This window comes from Flindersiella endophytica (assembly GCF_054779015.1).
On sequence record NZ_BAAGYY010000015.1, the window covers coordinates 1 to 15,359 of the forward strand.

Consider the following 15,359-nt stretch of genomic DNA (forward strand, 5'->3'; position numbering starts at 1 on the left):
GCCGACAGGATTGCCGACAGGATTGCCGACAGGATTGCCGACAGGATTGCCGACAGGATTGCCGACAGGATTGCCGACAGGATTGCCGACAGGATTGCCGACAGTGCCCGCCAGATCATCGGCGCCGGCTGTGTCATCGGCGGCGGCCAGGGCACGTACCGTCGCGGCTAGGGAGTAGACGTCGGAGGCGGGCATCGGGCTGCCGCGCATCAGTTCCGGAGCGGCGTAGCCCGGCGTGTAGCTGAGCCGGCTGACCGGCGTAATGGTCTGCTCGGGATCGATGCGGTAGGCCGACCCGAAGTCGGTCAGCTTCGCCACCCCATCCTCGGCCAGCACGATGTTGCCCGGCTTCACATCACAGTGCACCAGCCCCTTGCCGTGCATGTAGACCAGCGCCTCGGCGACCTGCGCGCCGATCCGGGCCGCCTCACGCACTCCCAGCACCCGCCCGGCCAGGCTCCCACCCGGCGCGTACTCCAGCACCGCCAGATCCCCCACATGCTCATACACCGTGACCACATGCGGATGGTTCAACCGCGCCTGAGCCCGCGGCTCCCCAGGCGCCACCCGCTTCACCACCACATCCCGGCCAAGCAACTCATCCCGAGCCAGCCAGACCTCGGGTGCCAGGCGCTCGCGCCGCAGGAACCGCCCGCCGATCCGATCACCCACCCACCTGATCCTGCCGTAGGGCGACCGTGGCGGCGACGGCCGTACCCAGCAGCAGGCCCGCTCCGATCAGCAGGCAGGCGGCCAGCCCGGGCAGGAAGCCCGCGGGCCGCGCGACCAGCGTTCCGAACAGCGCGACCGCCAGCGCGCCGCCGACCTGGCGTACGGCGTTGAAGACTCCGGCGGCCAGCCCAGCACGTTCCGCCGGTACGGCACCGAGGAGTACAGCCGTCAGCGTGGGCACCATCAGCGCACCGCCCAGCCCGACAGGGAGCAGCAGGGCGGCGATCGCCGGCGTCGGCGTGCCGGCGTGGATCGCCAGGAGCCCGAACAGACCCGCGCAGATGAGCACGTGACCGACGACCATCACGGCCCGCGGGCCGAACCGGCCGGCCACCCGCGGCGAGATCAGGTTGCTCACCGTGATGCACACGGCCATCGGCACGAAAACCAGCCCGGCCTGCAGCGCGGACTCGTGCCTGACCTGCTGGAGGTACAGGCTCAGCACGAACACGATGCCGTAGAACGCCGCGTTGATCGCGAAGCCGGTCGCGATCACGACCCGCACCTCGCGGGTACGGAACAGGTCGAACGGCAGCATCGGCTGCCGCGCCAGCCGCTCCCGTACGACGAACGCGCCGGCCGCGAGGACCGTGACCGCGAGCGCCGCCCAGACCCGTGGCGTGCCGAAGCCGGCGTGGCCGCCTTCGATCACGGTGTACGTCAGGCCGGCCAGCGCGAGCACGGCCGCCACCTGGCCGGGCAGGTCGAGGCCGGCGTACCGGCGCGGCGATGTCTGTACTCGAACGAGCAAGCCGAGCGCGAGCAGGCACGCGGGCAGGTTGACCAAGAACACGCCGCGCCAGCTCCACATGCTCGTCAGCAGGCCACCCGCGACCGGTCCGGCGGCGACCGCGACCGCTCCGCCGGCCGTCCAGACGGCGATCGCGCGCGCTCGCCTGACCGGGTCGGCGTAGGCCTGCCGGACGAGGGCGAGCGACGCCGGCAGCATCAGCGCCGCGGCGACGCCCTGGCCGACCCGGGCGGCGATCAGCGCGGGCAGGGTCGGGGCCAGGCCGCAGGCCAGCGAGGTCAGCGCGAACGCCGCCAACCCCAGGACGTACGCGCGGCTCGCGCCGATCCGGTCGGCGAACGCGCCGGCCGACAACGTGAACGCGGCGAACGTGAGCGCGTAGCCGTCGACGACCCACTGCAGGCCGGCGATCCCGCCGTTCAGGTCGCTGGTGATCGCCGGCAGGCCGACGTTCACCGCGGAGGCGTCCAGGATGATGAGGAAGAAGCCGAGCAGCGCGGGAATCAGCGCGAGCACAGGCCTCGCCTGCGGCAACGTCCGCGGTGGGTTCGCCTCGGGCTGCGTCGTCGGCGTGGTCGGCGTCGTCGGCGTCGTCGTCATGGCTTCGACTGTGCGGCCTGCCGGCGCCAGAAGGAAGGGCGCGCTCATCAGGGGTGTGACACACCCCCTCTCGGGCTGGCGCCGGCGGGCAGACTGGAGAGGTGACTGAACCGACCGAGCTCGGTCGCTACCTGCGGGCGCGGCGGGAACGCGTCCGGCCCGGCGACGTAGGGCTGCCGAGCGGCACCGGTGTCCGACGCACGCCTGGGCTGCGGCGTGAGGAGCTCGCCACGCTGGCGGGCGTCAGCGCCGACTACTACACCCGGCTGGAGCGCGGGCGGGAGACCAACCCGAGTCCGGCGGTCCTGTTCGCGCTGGCCCGGGTGCTCCGCCTCGACGGTCCGGAGACCGATCACCTGCTCGCGCTCGCCGAGCACGCGGCCCGCGGCGGCCGGAACAGCCTGCCGCGACGCGACACCTGCCGGCAGGTCCGGCCGACGGCGCTCCAACTGCTCGAGACCGTCCGGCCCAACCCCGCGTACGTCGTGAGCCGCACCAACGACCTGCTCGCGGCCAACCCCGGCGGGCTCGGCATCCTGCCCGGCATCGCCGAGTGGCCGGAGCCACAACGCAACATCACGCGCTACGTCTTCCTGCACCCGGCCGCGCGTACGCTCTGGGTCGACTGGGAGACGCTCGCGGCAGGCGCGGTGGCGCATCTGCGGGCCGTTCCAGGCGCCGATCCGGACGATCCCGCGCTGGCCGCGCTCGTCGGCGAGCTGACCGTGAAGAGCCCTGACTTCGTACGGATGTGGAGCCGGTACGACGTCCGGCCGCGCAGCTCGGGCGTCAAGGCCTACCACCACCCGATCGTCGGCGAGATGCGGCTGGAGTTCGAGACCATGCCGCTCGGCGGCACTGACGGCCAGCGGGTCGTCATCTATCTCGCCGAGCCCGGCACACCCGACCACGACGCGATGGTGCTGCTCGACCTGGCGATGTCGTCCGCGGAGTCGGCGACGCGTGAACGCTGAGGCGCTCGGCCTGCTCCGCGACGACGTTCTCCTGGAGTGGTACCGCTATCCACCCGGGCCGCCGGTGGTGCTGCCCCGGCACGCGCATGAGGAGTACCAGCTCAACCTGAGCTTCAACGAGCCTGGTGGGATTCGCTATCGCGGTGCGTATCACGTGGTGCCGGCCGGACAGCTGTCGGTGGTGATGCCCGGCGAGACGCACGAGCCGCGGGACCCCTCCGAACGTTCGACGGTGTCGACGCATCTGACGCTGTACGTCCGGCCGTCGACGTTCGTCGCTGCCGCCCGGGAGTTGTCGCCGTCGTGGAGCGGGTTGCCCGCGTTCGGCGAGCTCGCACTGGAGGATCCGCTTGTGGTGCAGAGGTTCGCGACGACGCACGCCGCGCTGGCCGGGTCGGCGACCGGCTTGGCGCGGGACGTTCAGCTGCTGTCGTTGCTCGCCGACCTGGTGCGGCGGCATGCCGGGGTGCCGGTGGCCGGGCGGATCGGGCAGGCGCACCGGGCGGTTCGGCTGGCTCGGGAGTACCTGCACGACAACCGGTCGGAGTCGGTGTCGCTGGCGGACTTGTCGGCGGTGAGCGGACTGAGTCCGTACCGGCTGACCCGGTTGTTTCGCGCGGCGCTCGGGGTGCCGCCGCACTCGTACCAGATTCAGCTGCGGGTGGAGCACGCCAAGCGGCTGTTGCTGTCGGGGCGTTCGGTGAGTGCGGCAGGGCACGAAGCGGGGTTCTACGACCTCAGCCACTTCACGCGGCACTTCCGGCGGCACGTCGGCGTACCGCCCGGGAAATACGCGACGAGGGCAAGAACGTACATCCCCCGGCGCGGTCGTGACGCCTAGGCTCGGCGCTCATGAGCAGAGTGTGGTTGATCACCGGGGCGTCGTCGGGGCTCGGGTTCGCGCTGGCGTCGGCGGCGCTGGCAGCTGGGGACTCGGTTGTCGGAGTTTCGCGGCGGGCTTCGGCGCTGACGGAGCTGGACTCGGCGTACCCGGGGCGGGTCTCGACGGTGGCGCTGGACGTCACGGACGCTTCGGGGGTCGCGGAGGTCGCGCGCGGGCTCGGGCGGGTCGACGTCCTGGTCAACTGCGCGGGACAGGCCCTGATCGGAGCCGCGGAGGAGACCACGTCGCAGGAGTTGCGGGACCTGATGGATCTGCACTTCTTCAGCCCGGTGGCGTTGACGCAGGCGGTGCTGCCGGGGATGCGCTCGCGCGGGTCCGGGGCGATCGTGCAGATCAGCAGCATGGGCGGGCGGATGTCGTTTGCCGGTGTGTCTGCGTACTCCGCGACGAAGTTCGCGCTGGAGGGGTGGTCGGAGGCGCTGGCGGCGGAGGTCTCCTCGTTCGGGATCCGCGTGCTGATCGTGGAGCCGGGCGCGTTCCGGACCGGGCTACAGGGCAGCGCGATGCGGATGACGACGCCGCTGCCGGAGTACGAGGCGGTCGTCGGGCCGGTGCGGAAGATGCAGTCGGACTACAACGGAACCCAGCCGGGCGATCCGGCGAAGGCGGCCGCAGCGGTGCTGGCGGCGCTGGAGTCTCCGTCGCCGCCGTTGCGACTGGTGCTCGGTCCCGACGCGGCGGAGGCGATCCTGGCCGCGGAGGCTCGGACGCAGGCGGAGTTCCTGGCCTGGGAGCCGGTCACGCGCGGGACTGACTTGTAGTCACGCTAGTACCGCGTCGGATTATCCGGCGCCGAATAGACTTGCCCGTCGTGGAAAGCGATTCGGACACGATCGACGGCGTGGTCGCGCAGTGGCGGCGCGAACGCCCCGACCTCGACCTGTCGGCGATGGGCGTCTTCAGCCGGCTCGGGCGGCTGTGGCACCTGCTGGCGGCTGAGGTCGAGGCGGTCTTCACGCGGCACGGCCTGCGTACCGGCGAGTTCGACGTGCTCGCCGCGTTGCGGCGCTCCGGACCGCCGTACACCCTGATCCCCTCGGCGATGGCCGACCAGCTGATGATGTCGCGGGCCGGCATGACCAACCGCCTCGACCGCCTGGAGTCGGCGGGCTTCGTGGAGCGCCGGCTCGATCCCGATGACCGGCGCAGCTTCCAGATCGCGCTGACCGCGCGTGGGCACTCGGTGGTGGACGCGGCGCTGGCCGAACACGCGGCCAACCTGCAGCGACTGGTGGGACCGCTTCGTGCCGAGGAGCGCGAGCAACTCGACGCGATGCTGCGGACTTTGCTTCGGAGCTTGGACTCGTAGACTGGGCCGCGGTATTTGTTGTTTGTTCGGCTTGTGCGGGAGGCGCGGGAGCTGTGAGGTACGGCGTACCAGAACGACCCCAAAACGAGGCCCCCGTGCGTTCGGCCGCCGAGCGCGGAGCGCTGCCACCGGCCATCCTGGGCCTGGACGCCGACGAGCCCCCGACGCCGGAGCCGCGCCGCACCGAGCCGGCACCGACCCAGCAACGCCGCCGCCCCGGCTCCACCTTCTTCTTCGCCGGCGGCGACGGCTCCGGCTTCTAACCTCAGTCGTCAGCTGTGGCATGACGCTGCTCGCCGATCGCGGGTGACGGGCCGGAGACGCGAAAGCTGAGCCCGTGCCACCGAGCCAGCGGCGGGCGAGCAGCGCTGCCACCCAGCAGCACTGCCCTTCTGCGCCGGCGGCGCCGGCTCGGCTTCTAGCCCTCCGTCCTCAGCCGCGCCACCAGCTGCTCCACCACCGCGGGTGAGGCACCGGAGACGCGGGCGTTGGGGCGGGTGCCGCCGAGGAAGGCGACCGCCAGCAGGATCTCGTTCGGGCGGGGCGCGTCGGGGATGGTGATCGTCATGGTGTCCATCGCGTCGTAGTCCCAGGAGTCGGCGATGCCGCCGAAGATGACGTCGATCGGCGTGCCTGCCGGACCCACCTTCGCGTTGCCCGGAATCAAGGCGGGCCCGTCGCGCAGGGCTGTGCGCATCGACAGGCCCAGCCGTACGTGGATCATGCCGGCGCCATGCTCGAGGTCGCCCTCGGTGCCGACCAGCGCGGCCTTGCCGTACCCCCGAGGCTCGATCGGCGCGAGGGCGTCCAGCGCGCGGTTGGCCAGCAGGTCGCCGGCCTGCTCACTGAGCGCCACCAGCTCCTCGAGGTCACCCGAGTCATCCTCGGGCGGGCGGCGGCCGGCGAACGGGTTCTCCAGCACCGCGCACGCCGCGACCCGCCGCGTCGGCGGCTCCACCTGGCGGCCGCGTTCGCTCAGTACCTCTTGGTCGACGAGTACGACTTGTCTGATCCTCAGCGCCATGGTCAGACGCTAGACGGTCACCGCCTGCACTGTCGCGGTCCGGCGGACGAGGGCGGGCCGGAGCGCGAGCTGGGCGCCCGCGATCACGGCGGTCAGCAGCAGGCAGGCGACGCCGAGCATGGCCTTGCCGCCGTGCTCGAAGACGTACGTGCCGGCGATCGGCCCGAGGACGGCGCCGAGCGAGAACGTCAGCGCGCCGATGCCCATGTACCCGCCGCGCAGGTCGATCGGAGCGAGGTCGGCGTACAGCGCGAACGACACCGCCGCGAAACCGATCTCGCCGAGCGTCCACACGACGACCGTCGCGCCGTAGCCGATCGGTTCGGAGACCAGCGCCATGCCGGCGAAGCCGAGGCCGACCAGGACGTACGCGCCGGCGAGCACGCGCGAGCGGTCGTACCGGCCCAGCCGGCTCACGAGGAACGGCTGGATCAGGACGATGACGATGCCGTTGAGCGCGATGACCACGCCGTAGACCGACGCCGGCAGGCCGTCGGCGGTCATCGAGAGCGGGAGGGTGGCGTAGGCCTGCAGGTAGAGGACGGCGTACCCGGCGGAGATGGCCGACAACGCGAGCATCGTGCGGTCGCGGCCGGCGACGCGCAGCAGCGACCGCGGGCGCTCACCCTTGGCGATCGGCCGCGTCTCGGGGACCATTCGCCAGATGATCAGGCCGGCCAGCGCCGACCCGGCGGCGTCGATCCAGAACAGCAGACCGAAGCCCTGGCTCGCGAGGAACCCCGCACTGGACGTGGCGACGGCGAAGCCGAGGTTGATCGCCCAGAACAGCAGGCCGTACGCACGGACGCGGCCCTCCGGCGGCACCACGTCGGCGACCGTCGCGGCGGCTGCCGGGCGGAACAGCTCGCTCGCCACACCGACGAGCAGTGAGAACACGACGATCCTCGGGAGCCCGCTCGACGTACCCAGGCCGATCATCGTGACCGCCGTACCGAAGAAGCCGATCAGCATCGTGATCCTGCGGCCCACCCGGTCGGCGAGGAAACCGCCGAGCAGCTGAGCGACCGCGTTGCCGACGCCGACCGAAGCCGCGACCAGCCCGGCGGTCGCGGCTGACAGGCCGCGATCCTGGGTGAGGTAGAGCACGAGAAACGGCTGGACGAACATGGAGAGCCGGTTCACGAACTGACCGGTCCACAAGGCCCAGAACGACTTCGGCAGACGTGTTCGTTGTGTCACAGGTTGGACTCTGCCGGAGGCCGGCCCCGGCCGCCACGATTCGGCCGTACCCTAATCGTGTGATCGAGCTCGAGTTGACCGCAAGCGACCTGGCCCGGCTGCGGTTCGGCTTCTCACCGGTCTGGGAGACGGTGATCAGCCTGCGTACGTTGCGAGGATCGGGCGACGGGCTGCACCTGCCATGGGTCCGGGCCGTGCGCGAGGGCGGCGTGCTGGCCGACGTCGACCTGCGGTTGCTGACCGCTGTCGTACCCCCGAGCGGCTACATTCCCGACTTCCTCACGCCGTCGCTGCCGCGTCGGGTGCAGAGCTTCGGGGCCGGCCTGGAGGCGATCGCGGCCACGCCGTTGCCGACGGTGGCGGAGGAGCTCGCCTGGCTGGGCGACTCGCCGCTGCTGGCCTCGCTGCGCGCGCGGCCCGGGTGGGCGCTTGCGCGGCTGACGGAGGAGCTCGAACGCTACTGGACCGCGGCGATCGAGCCGTACTGGCCGCGGATCAGGGCGCTGCACCAGGCCGACCTGGAGTACCGCGCCCACCAACTGGCGACCGGCGGCGTCGAGCCGATCCTGCGTTCGCTCCATCCCTTGATCGACTTCGACGGGCGGCGGCTGTCTGTCCGTAAGCCGCACTGCGGCCTGGCGCCGTTGGAGGGTCGCGGGCTGATGCTCGTGCCGTGCGCCTTCGCCTGGCCGACGGCGCTGGTGCTGACCAAGACGCCCCACCTGCCGACGGTGACCTACTCCCCGCGCGGCGTGGGCCTGCTGTGGGACAGCCCGGACCTCCCAGTCAAGTCACCACTTGGGGACCTGATCGGCCGCACCCGCGCCGCGATCGTCGCGCAGCTCGACCTGCCGCTGACGACGAAACAGCTGGCCGGCCAACTCGACCTGTCGGCGCCCACGTTGAGCGAGCACCTGCAGATCCTGAAAACGTCCGGCATCGTCACCTCCCGCCGCGACGGACGAGCGGTGCTCTACCAGCGCACGTCCCTCGGCACCCGCCTCCTCAGCGGCTCGCGTCCTCAACCACTGGCGCGGGCGCAATAGCAACGGGCGGCGTCTCGGCCGCCTCGGGCGGCTGCGGCGGCTTCGGCTCCGCACCGTCCTGCGACGAGAGCGCGGTCGACACCAAGCTGCTGGCGACCGGCTGCCGCGGCTCGCTGGGGTCACGTAGCCGTGGCGGCGCTGCGGACCAGGCCTTGAGGTTCTGTACGACCTCGCCGTAGAACGTGTCGATCGCCCCGAGCACCGAGTCGATGAACGACCCTCGGCCCCGCCCGCGCTTCGTGCCCGCCGGCACCGCCAGCGTCACCCGGAACGCACGCAACTCCTTCTGCGCATCCGCGACCAGCAGGGTCGGATCCTGGCGTAGGGTGCTCAGCAACTCAGCCGGGCCCGGCCCCCGCGAATGCGCCGCGAACGACTCCACCCGAAGCCCGTCGGGTGCCGAGCGAAGCTGCCGCAGCAACCAGTTGACCCGCGTGGTCGCCCGCCCTTCGCGCGGCGCATCGATGTCGACATGGCACGAGATCCGGCCGGCCCGCAGATCCGCCACCACAACGACCGGCCCGACCGCCTGCGGTATGCGGATGGCACCTTCGAGCGCACCGCTCGCCACCACAGCCGCGACCAGCGCCTGCGTACGTGAGGCCGGCTCCTGCCGTTCCCGCCGGCTCAGCGCCGGCGTCACCTCGGCGCCCAGTTGCCGCCCGAGCCGGAGGCTCACGTACCGGAGCAGCGCGTCGAACCTGGCCGCCACGTCCGCAACGCCCTTGTCCGTCGAACGAAGCGTGCCTGCACTGACGGCGTCACGTACCTCTCGACCCCCTTAAGCGTCGTTTGTCGGGCTTCGTCGGATGCTGCTTGTTCGGCCGGTCCGCCCAACGGTGGGCGAGCGCACGACCGAACACCTCCACCGCCGACATCGCAGCATGCAGCACGGATGTCGCGCGTCACCGCGAGGTCCAGGGTGTTGAGGCCCGGACCTCGGGCGGTCCTGTCGGCACGCGGGTGATCAGGGCACGGCGGTTGCCCCTTCGGGTGCACCGATGGTCTTGGCGACACCCGCCACCCGCGGGTTAGTTTTCTGCGGTCACCAGGCAGAAAACCGGGGTTCGGGGGATCGCCATTCTCGTCTTCAGTGATCAGGCGCTGCCGGAACTGGCGCGGGCGCAGCTGGATCGGACAACCAAGCAGCAATGGGACATCGCCACCGACGAGGTGTGGTGTCGGGTACGGCCGGTCGGGTACGAGCCGCGGTTGCAGGGGTGGAAGCTACACGTCTCCGCCACCGTGACGTCGGCGCACGAGGTGCTGCGACACGTAGTCGACGTCCTGGCCGCCGATCCCTGTGCGTTCAAGTTCGCCGCCGATCTCGAGCGGGTGCGGGAGCTCAACGGCGGGCGGTTCGCGCGCGGCAGTGCCGGGAAGTTTGTCACGGTCTATCCCGCCGACGACGAGCAGTTCCGGCGGCTCGCCGCCGGCCTGCACGAGGCCACCCGAAGCCTGACCGGGCCTGTCATCCTCTCCGATCGCCCGTACAAGCCGGGCAGTCTGGTGCATTTCCGGTACGGCGGCATGACCGGGCAGCGCGTGCTGAGCAACGACGGCGAGTACCTCGATGTGCTGACGGCTCCCGACGGACGCCTGGTCGAGGACCGGAGGGACGCCTGGTTCGCTCCCCCGCCGTGGGCGCGGTCGCCCTTCGAGACAGCCGCCGACAGCACCACACCGCCAACGGCTGAGGCCGTGCTCCTCGCCGACCGGTTCGAGGTACACCGCGCGATCCGGCACGCCAACAAGGGCGGCGTGTTCGAGGCCCTGGACAGAACGACCAACTGCCCGGTAATCGTCAAGCAGGCAAGGGCGCACGTGGCCACCCGCGACGGCTGGGATGTGCGGGACGCGCTGCGCAACGAGGCCGACATGCTCGACCGCCTTGCCCCATTGGGCATCGCACCCAAGCCGATCGCACTGTTCGAGCAGGGCGGCGACCTCTTCCTCGCGCAGGAACGGATCGCCGGTACGACGCTGCGCGAATGGTTCGCCGCGCAGACCCGCGGCACCACGCGTCCCGGCCTCCCCTGGCCGGCGTTGAGAGCCACCATCCGAGACCTCGTCGACCTGCTCTGGATGGTGCACCGCCTCGGCATCGTGCTGTACGACTTCACGCCCGCGAACATCCTCATCCGCGACGACGGCGGTTTCGCCTTGGTGGACTTGGAGTTCGCCACCCGTCTCGGCGAGCTCGGACAGCCCGCTGGCACGCCGGGATTCATGGCGCCCGAGCAGACGAAACAAGCCAAGGCTTCCACGGCGATCGACCGGTACGCGCTCGGCGCCCTGATCCTGCTCCTCGCAACCGGCTCCGACCCGCTGTTCCCACCCGACGAGCCGGCCGGAAGCCGCAGCACCCACCAGCGTACGAAGGACTGGCTGGGCCACGTGGCGGCAGACGACGAGACCGTCAACCGCATCCGCCCGATCGTCGTTGCCCTGTTGGCGGACGCGGCCGCGGACCGCGTTCAGCTGCACCAGGTCCGCGCCCAGCTCGACGAGCAGAGCAGACCACGGCCGACGCGCGCCACGCAGCCAGCAGCCGACCTCGACCGGATGATCGAGGACGGAACCGCCTTCCTGCGTGCGAAGATGACGCCCGACTCCACCGATCGGCTGTGGCCCGCCAGCCTGTACGGCTCGCGCAGCGACGCCTGCAACGTCCACCACGGCGCCGCCGGTGTACTCGCGACGCTGACTACCGTCGCCCGCCACACCGAGGACGAGCAGATCCGGGCCACCGTCCGCGCCGCCGTCGACTGGCTCGCCGGGCACGCCCCCACCGGAAACCTCCTGCCCGGCTTGCACTTCGGCCGCGCCGGCACGGCCTGGGCGTGGTACGACGCCGCCACGTTGCTCGGCGACGAGCAGCACCGGGAACGCGCGATCGACCTCGCCAAGCGACTCCCCCTCGACTGGCCGAACCCCGACGTCACCCATGGCGTCGCGGGCAACGGCATCGCCAACCTGTACTTCTGGCGGGAAACCCACGACGACGAGTTCCGCCAACGCGCACACGCCTGCGCCACCACCCTGGCCGAGCAAGCCGAACAGGCCAAGCAAGCGAAGCAGGCAGATCAGTCCGGACGCCAGGACGGCCTGCTCCTCTGGCCGATCCCCCAGGACTTCGAGTCCAGGCTGGCCGGAACGATCGACTACGGCTTCGCCCACGGAGTGGCCGGCATCGCCGCGTTCCTGCTGAGCGCCGGCACCCATCTCGACCAGCCCGCCTGGGTCGACCTCGCCCACCAGGCGGGCGAAACCCTCCGGTCGACCGCCCACCAGGACGACCACGGCGCCCTCTGGCCGTCCGGCCCACGCGACCTGACCAACCTTCGCGAGCACTGGTGCAGCGGCTCGTCCGGCATCGGTACGTTCCTGATCCGTCTCTGGCAGGTAACGAACGCCGGCTGGGCCCGCGACCTCGCCGAGCAAGCCGGCGACGCCGGCTGGCGACGACGCTGGACGGCCAACCCCTCGATGTGCCACGGCCTGGCCGGCAACGGCGACTTCCTCCTCGACCTGGCCGACGCGACCGGCGACGACCGCTTCCGTACGCAAGCCGAAGACCTCGCGAGAGCCCTGCACAGCAGGGCCGCCCACCGCGACGGCCGCCTGCTCGCGTCCGACGAGACTGTGCTGGGCTTCGGCGCCGACTACGGCGTCGGCGTCGCCGGCTGGCTGTCGTTCCTCAGCAGGCTGCGCCACGGTGGCGCGCGCCGGTGGATGGTCGAGCCGGTATGAAGGCACGGTTGGAGTACCGGATCGCACCCGGTGGACGCCACGCCGTGTGCCTCACCGGCGACGCCACCAGCGGCCTGTACCTGGAAACCTGGTCATGGACGCCTGCGGGCGGGTGGCAACCAGGCCGGCTGCTCACACCCGCCGTGCACCCGCAGATGCTTCCGATGGACGACGGCCGTGTGCTCGTCTACGACAGCGGCGAGGCCGACCCGGCCATCTGGTCGATCGAGCCCAACGGCTGCCACCAGCGCCTCACCACCGGCGAACTGGCCAACGTCCGCCTGATCGCCGCGCCACGAACCGACGGCAGGCCGGGACTGGCGATCCGTTACGAACAAGGGGATTCGAAGATCTACCGGCTGCGGGCCGGCCGCCCGGGCCTGCTGGAACCGCTCGCCAAGGTACCCGGCGTCCTCCTCTCCGCCCAACGGCTCGACGCCGACGGAACGCTGCTCGCCATCGAACGCGCCGACGTCCCGTCCGGCCCGACCGAGGTCGTGCTGGTGAACCTCGAGGACGGCAGCTGGGAGACGCTGCTCGACGTCACGCCGGACAGCCACGACTCGATCCTGCTCGCCGACCCGCGCGAGCAGCTGGTCGTCGTCGGCACCGACGCCACCGGTGTACGGCGGATCGGCTGGACCAGGCTCGGCGACTCGATGCCGCTGCGCTTCCCGCCGGCCCTGAACCCGGACGGTGAGCCGGTCGAGCCGCTGGCCGTGAGCCCAAGCGGGCAAGAGCTCCTGCTGCATCGCGTCCAGGGCGTACGTTCCACGCTGCTCGTCCACCGGCTCACCGACGACACCACAACCGACGTCCCGCTGCCCCCCGCACACGTACACAGTCCGGCCAAGTGGACCGCCGACGCCCTCACCGTGGTGCTCTCGACGCCTACGGCACCCGCCCGGCCCGTCGCCGTCACGCCGTCCCTGGTCGAGGAGATCACGCCATCTGGGCACGTGTCGATCGAGACGCTGGCAGGCGCCGAAGGACCCGTCGAAGCGCTCGTCTACGGCGGCCCGCACTGGCGCGACAGCGACAAGCTGCTGATCGCCCTGCACGGTGGCCCGCTGTCGGCCTGGCGGTACGAGTTCGACCCGCTGCTCCACCAACTGGCCGATGCGGGCGTCGCCGTCGTGGCGCCCAACCAGCGCGGAAGCACGGGCTACGGCAGGGCACACGCGTTGGCCATCAAGGACAACTGGGGCGGTCCGGACCTCGCCGACATCCTGCGGATCGCGGCCGACCTCCATGCTTACCGCATCCGGCGCGGCCTCGGCCTCGGCCTCAGCCAGCTGCGACTGTACGGCCACTCCTACGGTGCGTTCCTTGCCCTGCTCGCGGCCGCCGAAGCACCGCACCTGTGGGCGAAGTGCGCCGCGCTGGCACCGTTCACATCAGCCCACACCCTTTACCCCCAAGCCGGACCTGGCGTACGCGCCCTCGTCGACCACCTGGGCGGGCGCGCCACGCCGCGCGACGTCCTCGCCGGCGCCGGCCGGATCGAAGCAGACCTGCTGATCGCCCACGGAGCAAGGGATCCGATGGTGCCGGTCGAGCAGTCGCGGACGTTGCGGCAGCACCTGCTCCACCTCGGCCGGCGCGAAGGTCACGACCTCCACTATCTCGAGCCCGCGGACGGAACGCACGAGCTGATGACCGACCCGGCAGGCGCCGTGGTCAGGGCCGTCGTCGCGTTCCTCGCGGGCCCAGGTCCCAGCCGGGAAAACCTACAAAGGGGGTGAAAGATCATGGGTACGACCACCAGCAACGCTCGCTTGACGGTCGACATCGCCGCGCTGCAGCAGCTGCCGGAGAGCAGCCCGGCGCCTGAGGGCGCCGCGATGCTCGGCATCATTCCGCAGTTCTGCAGCATGGACTGGCCGACGTGCTGCTGCACGAGGCTTACCGACCTCTGATCCGAGGACACGCCATGAGAACCCCGGGGCCGGCGCCCGCGGCCACTGACCGCGCACCTGCGGTCATCCGGCCGGCGAGTATGGTTACCGCAAGGTAACATCGCCGGCCCCGGGAGCGGTATGCCTACCAGCGACATCGACGTTGCGCGACTCCGCGAGTTCCTCGTGCGTGAGCACCCCGGACTCGTGAACGGCCCGCTGACCAGCGAGCTGATCACCGGCGGGCGGTCCAACCTCACCTACCGCGTCACCGACGGTACGAGCCGCTGGGTGCTGCGCCGCCCGCCGCTCGGCCATGTGCTGGCGACGGCCCATGACATGGCCCGGGAGTACCGCGTGATGTCGGCGCTCGCGGGCACGGCTGTACCCGTGCCGGGCATGGTGCTGCTGCACGAGGACCCAGAGCTGCTCGGCGCGCCGTTCTACCTCATGACAGAGGTCGCCGGCACCGTCTACCGCACGGCGGCCGAGGCCGCGAAACTCGGCGAGCAGCGCGTGCGCGCGCTGTCGTTCGAGCTGGTCACGGTGCTCGCCGACCTGCACGCGATCGACCCGGAGGCGGTCGGCCTGGCCGGCTTCGGTCATCCGGAGGGCTTCCCGCACCGCCAGACCAGGCGCTGGCGCAAGCAGCTCGACGCCTCTCGCAGCCGCGAGCTCCCGGCGCTCGACGAGCTGCACCACGAGCTCGAGCAGACCGTGCCGGAGACCGGACGCGGCACGATCGTGCACGGCGACTTCCGGCTCGACAACACCATCGTCACCGACGACGACCGCATCGCGGCGGTCGTCGACTGGGAGATGGCGACGCTCGGCGACCCGCTCACCGACCTCGGCCTGCTCGCGACGTACTGGGAGGGCATGGCCGAGATCGAGTCCAACCCCGCGGTCACCCGGATCACCCGCGGCTCGGGCTTTCCACCGTTCGCCGAGCTCGTCGACCGGTACGCCGAGCGCAGCGACCTCGACCTGTCCGAGCTGCCCTGGTACGTCGCCTTCGGCCACTTCAAGCTCGCCGTCATCGCCGAGGGCATCCATTTTCGTTACCTGCAAGGCATGACGGTCGGCCCCGGCTTCGAACAGATCGGCGACATCGTCACCCCGCTCGCCGAACGCGCGCTTCGTATCCTCCGGGGAACCCTCTGAGCCG

15 protein-coding genes are annotated in these 15,359 nt (G+C 71.2%); 10 read left to right on the forward strand and 5 right to left on the reverse strand.

What is annotated here, in order from left to right:
• Both ACYVF6_RS15590 and ACYVF6_RS15595 read right to left on the reverse strand, forming a co-directional pair.
• Window positions 1–672 (reverse strand): serine/threonine-protein kinase (locus ACYVF6_RS15590; RefSeq protein WP_460521710.1); only part of this gene is annotated, 672 nt, incomplete at its 3' end.
• Entirely contained in the window at window positions 665–2,083 is a 1,419-nt protein-coding gene (locus tag ACYVF6_RS15595) for an MFS transporter (protein ID WP_460521712.1), read from the reverse strand. The genes ACYVF6_RS15590 and ACYVF6_RS15595, both read right to left, overlap by 8 nt.
• Window positions 2,084–2,184: 101 nt before the next feature.
• On the opposite strand from ACYVF6_RS15595, the gene ACYVF6_RS15600 reads away from it, so the two are divergent.
• The 5 genes from ACYVF6_RS15600 (at window position 2,185) to ACYVF6_RS15620 (ending at window position 5,533) form a co-directional block, all read left to right on the forward strand.
• Window positions 2,185–3,057: a helix-turn-helix transcriptional regulator gene (locus tag ACYVF6_RS15600; RefSeq protein ID WP_460521714.1), complete on the forward strand. Its 873-nt coding sequence runs from the start codon at window positions 2,185–2,187 to the stop codon at window positions 3,055–3,057.
• Window positions 3,047–3,898 (forward strand): AraC family transcriptional regulator, encoded by an 852-nt coding sequence (locus ACYVF6_RS15605; RefSeq protein ID WP_460521716.1) that lies wholly within the window; start codon window positions 3,047–3,049, stop codon window positions 3,896–3,898. Before ACYVF6_RS15600 ends, ACYVF6_RS15605 begins: the two co-directional genes overlap by 11 nt.
• Window positions 3,899–3,909: 11 nt before the next feature.
• Window positions 3,910–4,722, forward strand: coding sequence for a Rossmann-fold NAD(P)-binding domain-containing protein (locus tag ACYVF6_RS15610; protein WP_460521718.1), 813 nt, complete (start codon window positions 3,910–3,912; stop codon window positions 4,720–4,722).
• A 50-nt stretch (window positions 4,723–4,772) separates the two neighbouring features.
• Window positions 4,773–5,270 carry a MarR family winged helix-turn-helix transcriptional regulator gene (locus ACYVF6_RS15615; RefSeq protein WP_460521720.1) on the forward strand — a complete coding sequence of 166 codons (498 nt, stop codon included), beginning with the start codon at window positions 4,773–4,775 and terminating at the stop codon, window positions 5,268–5,270.
• 95 nt (window positions 5,271–5,365) lie between these two features.
• The gene (locus tag ACYVF6_RS15620; protein ID WP_460521722.1) at window positions 5,366–5,533 is read left to right on the forward strand and encodes a hypothetical protein; all 168 of its coding nucleotides are present in this window, start codon (window positions 5,366–5,368) and stop codon (window positions 5,531–5,533) included.
• Between the two features lie 155 nt (window positions 5,534–5,688).
• Here the strand turns inward: ACYVF6_RS15620 and ACYVF6_RS15625 are convergent, their stop codons facing one another.
• Together ACYVF6_RS15625 and ACYVF6_RS15630 are read right to left on the reverse strand one after the other, a co-directional pair.
• Window positions 5,689–6,294 carry an amino acid synthesis family protein gene (locus tag ACYVF6_RS15625; RefSeq protein WP_460521724.1) on the reverse strand — a complete coding sequence of 202 codons (606 nt, stop codon included), beginning with the start codon at window positions 6,292–6,294 and terminating at the stop codon, window positions 5,689–5,691.
• A gap of 9 nt (window positions 6,295–6,303) precedes the next feature.
• Complete coding sequence (locus ACYVF6_RS15630) at window positions 6,304–7,494, reverse strand: MFS transporter (RefSeq protein WP_460521726.1); 1,191 nt, start codon at window positions 7,492–7,494, stop codon at window positions 6,304–6,306.
• 59 nt (window positions 7,495–7,553) lie between these two features.
• Between ACYVF6_RS15630 and ACYVF6_RS15635 the strand changes: the two genes are divergently transcribed.
• On the forward strand, window positions 7,554–8,540 hold the full coding sequence (locus ACYVF6_RS15635) for an ArsR/SmtB family transcription factor (RefSeq protein WP_460521728.1): 987 nt from the start codon (window positions 7,554–7,556) through the stop codon (window positions 8,538–8,540).
• Here the strand turns inward: ACYVF6_RS15635 and ACYVF6_RS15640 are convergent.
• Window positions 8,500–9,252 carry a hypothetical protein gene (locus ACYVF6_RS15640; protein WP_460521730.1) on the reverse strand — a complete coding sequence of 251 codons (753 nt, stop codon included), beginning with the start codon at window positions 9,250–9,252 and terminating at the stop codon, window positions 8,500–8,502. The genes ACYVF6_RS15635 and ACYVF6_RS15640 overlap by 41 nt on opposite strands.
• Before the next feature lie 416 nt (window positions 9,253–9,668).
• Here ACYVF6_RS15640 and lanL point away from each other — a divergent pair, with 416 nt between their 5' ends.
• The 4 genes from lanL to ACYVF6_RS15660 all read left to right on the forward strand — a co-directional run bounded on the left by lanL (window position 9,669) and on the right by ACYVF6_RS15660 (window position 15,355).
• Complete coding sequence (lanL, locus tag ACYVF6_RS15645) at window positions 9,669–12,293, forward strand: class IV lanthionine synthetase LanL (protein WP_460522375.1); 2,625 nt, start codon at window positions 9,669–9,671, stop codon at window positions 12,291–12,293.
• Window positions 12,290–14,038: an alpha/beta hydrolase family protein gene (locus ACYVF6_RS15650; RefSeq protein WP_460521732.1), complete on the forward strand. Its 1,749-nt coding sequence runs from the start codon at window positions 12,290–12,292 to the stop codon at window positions 14,036–14,038. The genes lanL and ACYVF6_RS15650 overlap by 4 nt, the downstream gene beginning before the upstream one ends.
• Window positions 14,039–14,044: 6 nt before the next feature.
• Window positions 14,045–14,212, forward strand: a complete 168-nt coding sequence (locus ACYVF6_RS15655; RefSeq protein WP_460521734.1) for a hypothetical protein — start codon at window positions 14,045–14,047, stop codon at window positions 14,210–14,212.
• Between the two features lie 120 nt (window positions 14,213–14,332).
• The gene (locus ACYVF6_RS15660; RefSeq protein ID WP_460521736.1) at window positions 14,333–15,355 is read left to right on the forward strand and encodes a phosphotransferase family protein; all 1,023 of its coding nucleotides are present in this window, start codon (window positions 14,333–14,335) and stop codon (window positions 15,353–15,355) included.
• Window positions 15,356–15,359: the final 4 nt, after the last annotated feature.

Bases quoted from the DNA above. Each gene is read 5' to 3' on its own strand.
- ACYVF6_RS15650 (WP_460521732.1), top strand. From the start codon at position 12,290: ATGAAGGCACGGTTGGAGTACCGGATCGCACCCGGTGGACGCCACGCC.
- ACYVF6_RS15595 (WP_460521712.1), bottom strand. From the start codon at position 2,083: ATGACGACGACGCCGACGACGCCGACCACGCCGACGACGCAGCCCGAG.
- ACYVF6_RS15655 (WP_460521734.1), top strand. From the start codon at position 14,045: ATGGGTACGACCACCAGCAACGCTCGCTTGACGGTCGACATCGCCGCG.
- ACYVF6_RS15610 (WP_460521718.1), top strand. From the start codon at position 3,910: ATGAGCAGAGTGTGGTTGATCACCGGGGCGTCGTCGGGGCTCGGGTTC.
- ACYVF6_RS15660 (WP_460521736.1), top strand. From the start codon at position 14,333: ATGCCTACCAGCGACATCGACGTTGCGCGACTCCGCGAGTTCCTCGTG.
- ACYVF6_RS15625 (WP_460521724.1), bottom strand. From the start codon at position 6,294: ATGGCGCTGAGGATCAGACAAGTCGTACTCGTCGACCAAGAGGTACTG.